Source organism: Kitasatospora sp. NPDC087271 (genome assembly GCF_044744605.1).
In the GTDB taxonomy this organism is placed as follows: Bacteria; Actinomycetota; Actinomycetes; order Streptomycetales; family Streptomycetaceae; genus Kitasatospora.
Map to the genome: position 1 here is coordinate 38,215 of NZ_JBIUYQ010000042.1, position 8,590 is coordinate 46,804.

Below are 8,590 nucleotides of genomic sequence, written 5' to 3' on the forward strand. Positions count from 1 at the left end.
GGAGAGACCCGTGCCCACTCCCGCCCTGCCCGACGACCGGCTCCTCGACGACCTGCTGGAGGTCGCCCTGGACGCGGCCCGGCAGGCCGGCGCCCTGCTGCGTGACGGCCGGCCCGCCGACCTCGGCGTGGCCGGCACCAAGAGCAGCCCGGTCGACGTGGTGACCGAGATGGACCTCGCCTCCGAGAAACTCGTCCTGGAACTGATCACCGAGCGCCGCCCCGAGGACGGCTACCTCGGCGAGGAGGGCGCCGAGCGGCCCGGCACCAGCGGGGTGCGCTGGGTCGTCGACCCGCTCGACGGCACGGTCAACTACCTGTACGGGCTGCCCTCCTGGGCGGTCAGCGTGGCCGCCGAGCTGGACGGCCGGGCGGTCGTCGGCGTGGTGTTCGCGCCGGCCCGCGGCGAGCTGTTCCACGCCGTCCTCGGGCGCGGCGCCCGGCTCGACGGCCGGCCGCTCTCCACCCGCCCGGCCCCGCCGTGGGGCCAGGCGCTGATCGGCACCGGCTTCAACTACGTCCAGTCGGTGCGGACCCGACAGGCCGAGGTGCTGCTGTCCCTGATGCCCGAGGTGCGGGACATCCGCCGGGGCGGGGCCGCCGCGGTGGACCTGTGCGACGTCGCCGCCGGGCGGCTGGACGGCTACTACGAGCGCGGCCTCGCCCCCTGGGACCGCGCGGCCGGCTGCCTGATCGCCGCCGAGGCCGGGGCCCTGGTCGGCGGCCGTCCCGGGCACGGCCCGGACGGCGAGCTGACCGTGGCCGCCGCGCCGGGCGTGTACCAGCCGTTGCAGGAGCGACTGGCCGCACTGCGCGCCTGGGCGGACTGAGGACACGCCCTGGGCCCTTGGACGGTCCTGGACAGCGAAGAGCCCTGGCATACGGGGGATGCCAGGGCCTGGGATTTTCGCACGACCCCCGCAGGGCCGCTGGTGCCGGAGGTCCGGCGTCGGGTCGGAAGGTCGGGTGGATCAGGCGGCGGTGCGGTGGCGCTCCAGCACGGTGTCCACGCCGTGCTCGGCGGCGAGCCGGCGGAGGTCGTCCAGCTCGGACTGCTCCACCTCGGCGAGGAACTCGTCCCCGGCCTCGATCGCGCGGTGCAGATCCTGCTCGGCGTTGGCTATGCGCTGCAGGATTCCGGCCTTGAAGGCGTCCATACGGGCCCCCTTACTGTGTCGGACGTGCACGGTCGTACGTTCTCCGCCCCGAGGAGGTGTGGCCAGCGGCAGCGCCCCGTCCGGCAGATCGTGAATCTCCGGTCGAGCGCGGAGACGGCCTTCGGCCGCTCCCGGTGACGTCCCAGCCCCAGGGCCGGCGCGGATGAACGCACGGCGGGTGGGTGCGATCGGCCAACAGCCAGATCGCGGGTGTGAAGCTGTCCTCCCCGCCGGGGAGATGGGGAAACCTTCCGGCCCGAGAAAGTTGCCTGTGTCACAGTCCAACCGGACTGGTCCCGACACGAACGGTCATCACCCGCTGCCAACGCTCCGTGCCTGAGCGGCAGCTTATCGCTGCTTTACCGGCGGACCAGGCAGGATGGGGGCACCGTCGGAGCCGCGCGTCCGCTTCCGGGGCCGGCCTGGAGAAGGGACAACGATCGTGCGGGTTCTCGTCGTCGAGGACGAGCAGCTGCTCGCCGAGGCTGTCGCCACCGGCCTGCGCCGCGAGGCGATGGCCGTCGACGTGGTGTACGACGGGGAGGCCGCGCTCCAGCGCATCGCGGTCAACGACTACGACGTCGTGGTCCTGGACCGCGACCTCCCGCTGGTCCACGGCGACGACGTCTGCCGCAAGGTGGTCGAACAGGGCCTGGCCACCCGGGTGATCATGCTGACCGCCTCCGGCGACATCAGCGACCGGGTCGAGGGCCTGGAGATCGGCGCGGACGACTACCTTCCGAAGCCGTTCGCCTTCAGCGAACTCGTCGCCCGGGTAAGGGCGCTGGGCCGCCGCGCGACCGTTCCGCTGCCCCCGGTGCTGGAGCGGGCCGGCATCTCGCTCGACCCGGGCCGCCGCGAGGTGATCCGCGAGGGCCGCACCGTCCAGCTCGCCCCCAAGGAGTTCGCCGTCCTGGAGGTGCTGATGCGGGCCGGCGGCGCCGTCGTCTCCGCCGAGCAGCTGCTGGAGAAGGCCTGGGACGAGCACACCGACCCGTTCACCAACGTCGTGCGCGTCACCGTGATGACGCTGCGCCGCAAGCTCGGTGACCCGCCGGTGATCATCACCGTCCCGGGCTCCGGCTACCGGATCTGACCGGATCTGACCGGACGCGCCGGACCACCTGACCGGATCCGAGCGGACCGGATCCGTTCGCCGGACCCGGTCGGGCTCCCCCCACCCCGCGCCCGCCCCGGCGGACGCCCCGAGAGGACCATCATGACCACCCCGCCCCCGGCCGGCGGGCCCTCCGGCGCGCCTGCCGGCGGCCCGCGCGCCGTACCGCCCAAGCCCCAGCACCCCCCGCGCGCGCCCCAGTCCGGACGCTACGCACCCGGCGACGGCATGCTCGCCTGGCTGCCCTTCCGGCCGACCATCCGGATGCGGCTCACCCTGCTCTACGGCGGCATGTTCCTGATGGCCGGCGTGGTCCTGCTGCTGCTGATGTACGTGTTCTTCCAGGACGCCGTGAACAACCTGGCGCCGCGCACGTTCCAGTTCGACGGCAGCCTGCGGGTCAACGGTGTCCCGATGAACAGCGCGCAGTTCAACCAGGAGCAGGCCGGCGACTACCTGCTGCGCTCCAACTCGGCGCTCAACACCCTGCTGCGCAAGTCGCTCACGATGCTGGTCTGCCTCGCCGTGATCGCCTTCGCGGCCGGCTACGCGCTGGCCGGCCGGGTGCTGCGCCCGCTCGGCCGGATCACCCGCACCGCCCGCGACGTCGCCTCCTCCGACCTGCACCGGCGGATCGAGCTGGACGGGCCGGACGACGAGCTCAAGGAACTCGCCGACACCTTCGACGACATGTTGGACCGGTTGGACCGGTCCTTCGACTCCCAGCGCCGCTTCGTCGCCAACGCCTCGCACGAACTGCGCACCCCGCTGGCGATCAACCGCACCCTGCTGGAGGTCCAGCTCTCCGACCCGGCCGCCTCGCCCGACCTCCAGCAGCTCGGCAAGACCCTGCTGGCCACCAACGAGCGCAGCGAACAGCTGGTGGAGGGCCTGCTGCTGCTCGCCCGCAGCGAGAACGAGCTGACCGACCGCCGCCCGGTGGAGCTCTCCGAGGTGGCCACCCGAGCCCTGGAGCAGACCAGGGCCGAGGCGGACCGGCGCGAGGTCGAGCTGCGCTCCAAGCTCGCTCCGGCCGTGGTCGCGGGCAACGGCGTGCTGCTGGAGCGACTGGCGCTCAACCTGCTGCAGAACGCCGTCCGGTACAACACCCCCGGCGGCTGGGTCGAGCTGGCCACCGCCGAGGTGCCCGGCGGCGGCGAGCTGGTGGTGTCCAACACCGGCCCGGTGGTGCCCGGCTACGAGCTGGAGCACATCTTCGAGCCGTTCCGCCGGGTCAAGGGCGCCGACCGCACCCGCAGCGACAAGGGGGTCGGGCTCGGCCTGTCCATCGTCCGCTCGGTGGTGCGCGCCCACGGTGGCACCATCGAGGCCACTGCGCGCTCCGGTGGCGGCCTCACCATGCGGGTCCGGATCCCCAACCCCTGACCCCGCCCGCCGGGCCCCTCCCGGGCCCGCCGCGCCCTCCCCGCCGCCGCGCTCCGTAAGCGACCGTTCACCGCCGCCCCCGTCAGGCCCGTCAAGACGACATAAGGCCTGGCGGGGGCGGCTTGTCATTTCCCGCCCGGGCAACTTACGGTGTCGTAACCTACGGAACCGTAAGTGCGTCGCAGACGTGCCCGCCCAACGCGCCCGTCCCGCGCGTGCCGTCCCCCAGGAGCAAGACCGTGACCATCGCCCCTGTGCAGAGCAGCGCCTCCCTCGGATCGACCGGCTGGACCGACGCCCGGCTGATCCTGGCCCTCGAAGAGGTCGTGGAGAAGGAGCTCAACCGCCACCTCGCCGTGGCCAAGGAGTGGATGCCGCACGAGTTCGTGCCGTGGAGCCAGGGCCGTGACTTCGACGGCGTGCTGGGCGGCGACGCCTGGGCCGTCGAGCAGTCCCAGGTGACGCCGCTCGGCCGGGTGTCGCTGGTGGTGAACCTGCTGACCGAGGACAACCTCCCCAGCTACCACCACGAGATCGCCAGCATGTTCGGCCGCGAGGGCGCCTGGGGCACCTGGGTGCACCGCTGGACCGCCGAGGAGGGCCGGCACGGGATAGCGATTCGCGACTTCCTGCTCGCCACCCGGGCCGTCGACCCGGTGGAGCTGGAGCGGGCCCGGATGAGCCACATGTCCGAGGGCTTCGAGTCCGACAACGCGCACAGCATGCTGCAGTCGGTCGCGTACGTGGCCTTCCAGGAGCTCGCCACCCGCATCTCGCACCGCAACACCGGCAAGTACGCCGGCGACCCGCTCTGCGACCAACTGCTGGCGAAGATCGCCAACGACGAGAACCTCCACATGGTCTTCTACCGGAACCTGCTGAAGGCCGCCCTGGAGATCGCCCCCGACCAGGCCATGCGGGCCGTGGCCGACGTGGTCACCGACTTCCGGATGCCCGGCCACGGCATCCCCGGCTTCGAGCGGGCCGCCGCGCAGATCGCCCTCGGCGGGGTCTACAACCTGCGCATCCACCACGACGACGTGCTGCAGCCGGTGCTGCGCCACCTGCGCGTGATGGAGATCGGCGGCCTCGGCCCGGAGGGCCTGCTGGCGCAGAACGAGCTCGGCGTCTTCCTGGACGAGCTGGACGGCCAGGCGCGCAAGTTCGAGGAGCGCCAGGCCGCGATCCTGGCCCGTCGGGCCGCGCGCCGGAGCACCGACTAGGGTGTTCGACGGAGCAGCCGAAGTGGGTGGATTTTCCGTGGTTTGCCCTGGAAGATTCTGAACGTGACCAAGCTCACATCGTGTCGCTCCGTGACTTCACCCGACCTCGGAGAGTGATCACCCGAACTGGGGTGCCGATCGCAGTCCGTGACCGGATTTCAGGTCCGCACCCGGCCGGATGATTGGCCGGCACCCCAGGTGGGCAAGGGAACGGACGAGCATCAGTGCGGCCCGTGCTCACTGTGAGTGGCCGCTGAGCGGATGCTGGAGGAGGCTGGCGATGGCCCAGCGTGAGGCCTCCCGCAGCCTGGTGGATCACCCCAACGGACCCCTGGCTGAGTGTCGATTGAGTAACAGGGCTTGAAGTAAGGCAAAATCTCCGCCTCGGGTCGGGCACAAGACCGACCCCCCATGCGTTACGTGCGCTGGAGATACCGCACACACCGCACAAACCCGGAGGGGGAGAGCGAACAATGGCAACGGACTACGACACCCCACGCAAGACCGACGACGAGCTCAACGAAGACAGCATCGAGGAACTCAAGGCTCGGCGGAACGACAAGGGCGGCGGCTCTGTCGACGTCGACGAGTTCGATGCGGCCGAGGGCATGGAGCTCCCGGGCGCGGACCTCTCGAACGAGGAGCTCGCGGTCCGGGTGCTGCCGAAGCAGGCCGACGAGTTCACCTGCATGAGCTGCTTCCTGGTGCACCACCGCAGTCAGCTGTACAGCGAGAAGAACGGCAACCCGATCTGCCGGGACTGCGGCGCCTGAGCACCGCGGCGGACAGGGCCCGGCACCCGCGGCTTCCGCGGGGCCGGCACAGCGCCCCTTCCGGCCCCGGGCAGCGGGGCCGGACGGCAGGTCCGGTCGCCGTCCTGACGGACGGCACCGGGAGGACGGGGTCGGCCATGAGCACGTCGGCCGGCATAAAGTCGTAGGGACGGTCCCGCATCAGCGGAACCGTCCCTCTCCGTTTTTTCGGGCCTGTGCGCGTTCCGGGGCTGCCCCGGGCGTGCGCGGGTCCCTCCGCCAGGTGCTGTCCCGGCAGGGTCGGCCGGACAGGCCCTAGGTGCGGGCGCCGCGACGGGCCTCCTCCAGCGCCTCCGCCAGCTTCATCGGCGAGCGGGTCGACAGGTAGAGGTAGGGCGTCGGGTCGGACGGGTCGGTCACCTCGATCCGCAGCGCCGTCGGGACGTAGCTGCGCAGCAGCATGAAGGCGCGCGGGTTGGCCTTCGGCCCGCGCCAGGCCACCGCCTCGGCGGGGCTCAGCGGGTGCGCGGTGCCCAGGGCGTCCACCGGGATCCGGGCCGGCCCGGCCACCAGCGAGCCCTGCACCACGCGGATCCGGACCGAGCCGTAGCTGCTGATCGCGACCGCGCCGGCGGCGATGCCGACCACCAGCCCGACCAGCGCGGCCAGACCACTGACCCGCAGCAGGATCAGGGCGAGCGTGAGCCCGGTCGCGACCGGGAGCAGCCACCAGGAGCGCGGCACCGTGAGGCGTTCGTCGTACATGCCCCCATTGTGGGCGCCCTGACGCCGGTAGCGGGACGCCACCCCCACCGGCCGCGCGCCTACCCCTGGGTAGGCTGGGGCCCCGTGACCGGTTCGACCACCCCCACCGCCCCCGCCGACCGGCCGGCGCCCGCGCTGCCGCCGTCCCCGACCACCCCGCCGCCGGACGCCGTACTGCCGCCGCGCGCCCCCGAGGCGCCCGCCCCCGGCACCCGGCTCGGCTCCCACTACGAGCACTGCTTCGGCTGCGGACCGCAACACCCCGGCGGGCTGCGGATCGACGCGGTCGCCGGCGAGGGACTCGACGTCACCGCCGAGTTCGCCGTCCGGGACGTCCACCAGGGCGGTCCGGGCCTGGCCCACGGCGGAGTGCTGACCACCGCCATGGACGAGACCCTCGGCACGCTCAACTGGCTGCTGCACGCCCCCGCCGTCACCGGCCGGCTGGAGACCGACTTCCTCTGCCCCGTCCCGGTCGACTCGGTGCTGCACCTGCGCGCCTGGGTCACCGGCGTCCACGGCCGCAAGATCTACAGCGCCGCCGAGGCGCGCATCGGCGGCCCCGACGGACCGGTCGCGGTGCGTGCGCAGGCGCTCTTCATCCAGGTGAAGCTGGAACACTTCACCACGCACGGTCGTCCCGAGGACATCGAGAAGGTCCTCGACGACCCGGATCTGATGAAGCGCGTACGAGCCTTTGAGGTGAACCCTTGAGCAACACCCCCCGCCCGCCGCTGGACGTCCTGATCAGGCGCACCGACCCCGAGTTGCCGCTGCCCGCCTACGCGCAGCCCGGCGACGCGGGAGCCGATCTGCGCACCACCGTGGACGCCGAGCTGGCCCCCGGTGAGCGGGCCGTCCTGCCCACCGGCATCGCGATCGCCCTCCCGGACGGCTACGCGGCCTTCGTCCACCCCCGGTCCGGGCTGGCAGCTCGTTGCGGAGTTGCTCTCGTGAACGCCCCGGGGACGGTCGATGCCGGGTACCGTGGAGAGATCAAGGTGATCGTCGTCAATCTGGACCCGCGCGAGGGGGTCAGCTTCCGCCGAGGGGACCGGATCGCCCAGCTGGTGATCCAGCAGGTCGAGAAGGCCCGCTTCCACGAGGTGGCCGAGCTGCCTGGGTCGGCACGTGCCGAGGGCGGGTTCGGGTCGACCGGCGGCCACGCCGCGGTCTAGCATTCCCGCGGCCTCGCAGGAAGCCGAGCAGGTATTCGCATCGGTCTTGGACCGGGAAGGACAGTGACCGTGTTCCGTCGTCGCCAGAAGAGCGAGGACGCTGTCGAGCAGCTCGCCGACGACGCCATCAGCGCCGACGAGACGGCCGATGACGTCGAAGGTTCCGCCGAGAGCGAGAACGTGACCGAGCTGGACCCGTCCGACAAGGTCGGCCTGCCGCCGGCCCCGCGGCCGGACGGTCCGTGGGACCACTCCGAGCTGGAGAACCCCGAGGAGGGGCGAGTGGACCTCGGGGGTCTGCTGGTCCCCGGCGTCGAGGGCATGGAGCTGCGGGTGGAGGTCGCCGGTGACGCGATCGTCGCCGCGACCCTCGTCCTCGGCAACAGCGCCATCCAGCTGCAGGCCTTCGCCGCTCCCAAGTCGGAGGGCATCTGGGGGGAGGTCCGGGAGGAGATCGCCAACGGCATCACCGCGCAGGGCGGCCTCATCGAGGAGGAGGAGGGCCCGCTCGGCTGGCACCTCCGCGCGCAGGTCCCGGTGCAGCTGCCGGACGGCACCCAGGGCGTACAGCTGGTGCGCTTCGTCGGTTGCGACGGCCCGCGCTGGTTCCTGCGGGGTGTGATCTCGGGCCAGGCCGCCGTGCAGCCGGAAATGGCCGGGATCCTGGAACAGGTCTTCCAGCAGACGGTCGTCGTCCGGGGCGAGAGCCCGATGGCGCCCCGCGACCCGATCGTGCTGAAGCTCCCCGAGGACGCCCAGATGGTCGCCGACGGCGGCGGTACGGCTGCGGCGGCCGGCGAGGGCGACAACCGTTTCGGCAGCGCGGCCCTCGACCCGTTCGCCCGCGGTCCGGAGATCACCGAGGTCCGCTGACCTGGTCCGCGTCGCACTGATCGCCCCTGCCCGGGACCCCGGGCGGGGGCGATTTGCATGTGGCGGTCCTGTCCCCGTACAGTTCCGGAGTCGCCGCGAGAGAGCGGGGGCAAGCGGAAAGCGAATTCCGATGAATGAAA

General features: G+C 72.2%; 10 protein-coding genes. 8 read left to right on the top strand and 2 right to left on the bottom strand.

The annotated features are described in order from the left end of the window. The first annotated feature begins 10 nt into the window (after positions 1–10). A complete protein-coding gene (locus tag ACIO9K_RS36630) occupies positions 11–829 on the top strand; it encodes an inositol monophosphatase family protein (protein WP_363623268.1) in 819 nt (272 codons plus the stop codon). Positions 830–970: 141 nt separating this feature from the next. On the opposite strand, the gene ACIO9K_RS36635 is transcribed toward ACIO9K_RS36630, so the two are convergent. Next, the gene (locus ACIO9K_RS36635; RefSeq protein WP_030057688.1) at positions 971–1,156 is read right to left on the bottom strand and encodes a hypothetical protein; all 186 of its coding nucleotides are present in this window, start codon (positions 1,154–1,156) and stop codon (positions 971–973) included. Positions 1,157–1,598: 442 nt separating this feature from the next. Between ACIO9K_RS36635 and ACIO9K_RS36640 the strand changes: the two genes are divergently transcribed. The 4 genes from ACIO9K_RS36640 to ACIO9K_RS36655 all read left to right on the top strand — a co-directional run bounded on the left by ACIO9K_RS36640 (position 1,599) and on the right by ACIO9K_RS36655 (position 5,655). Continuing rightward, a complete protein-coding gene (locus ACIO9K_RS36640) occupies positions 1,599–2,252 on the top strand; it encodes a response regulator transcription factor (protein WP_188296105.1) in 654 nt (217 codons plus the stop codon). 123 nt (positions 2,253–2,375) lie between these two features. Next, entirely contained in the window at positions 2,376–3,659 is a 1,284-nt protein-coding gene (locus tag ACIO9K_RS36645; RefSeq protein WP_363630309.1) for a HAMP domain-containing sensor histidine kinase, read from the top strand. Between the two features lie 239 nt (positions 3,660–3,898). Further along, positions 3,899–4,882 (top strand): acyl-ACP desaturase, encoded by a 984-nt coding sequence (locus ACIO9K_RS36650; RefSeq protein ID WP_363630308.1) that lies wholly within the window; start codon positions 3,899–3,901, stop codon positions 4,880–4,882. A 473-nt stretch (positions 4,883–5,355) separates the two neighbouring features. Continuing rightward, positions 5,356–5,655: a DUF4193 domain-containing protein gene (locus tag ACIO9K_RS36655; protein ID WP_030057692.1), complete on the top strand. Its 300-nt coding sequence runs from the start codon at positions 5,356–5,358 to the stop codon at positions 5,653–5,655. Positions 5,656–5,949: 294 nt separating this feature from the next. Here the strand turns inward: ACIO9K_RS36655 and ACIO9K_RS36660 are convergent, their stop codons facing one another. Continuing rightward, complete coding sequence (locus ACIO9K_RS36660) at positions 5,950–6,399, bottom strand: DUF3093 domain-containing protein (protein WP_350880051.1); 450 nt, start codon at positions 6,397–6,399, stop codon at positions 5,950–5,952. Positions 6,400–6,534: 135 nt separating this feature from the next. Here ACIO9K_RS36660 and ACIO9K_RS36665 point away from each other — a divergent pair, with 135 nt between their 5' ends. The 3 genes from ACIO9K_RS36665 (at position 6,535) to ACIO9K_RS36675 (ending at position 8,450) form a co-directional block, all read left to right on the top strand. After that, complete coding sequence (locus ACIO9K_RS36665; RefSeq protein WP_400336215.1) at positions 6,535–7,113, top strand: PaaI family thioesterase; 579 nt, start codon at positions 6,535–6,537, stop codon at positions 7,111–7,113. Beyond that, positions 7,110–7,577 carry a dUTP diphosphatase gene (dut, locus tag ACIO9K_RS36670; protein WP_363584461.1) on the top strand — a complete coding sequence of 156 codons (468 nt, stop codon included), beginning with the start codon at positions 7,110–7,112 and terminating at the stop codon, positions 7,575–7,577. Before ACIO9K_RS36665 ends, dut begins: the two co-directional genes overlap by 4 nt. A gap of 69 nt (positions 7,578–7,646) precedes the next feature. Then, positions 7,647–8,450, top strand: a complete 804-nt coding sequence (locus ACIO9K_RS36675; protein ID WP_363584459.1) for a DUF3710 domain-containing protein — start codon at positions 7,647–7,649, stop codon at positions 8,448–8,450. Positions 8,451–8,590 lie beyond the last annotated feature (140 nt).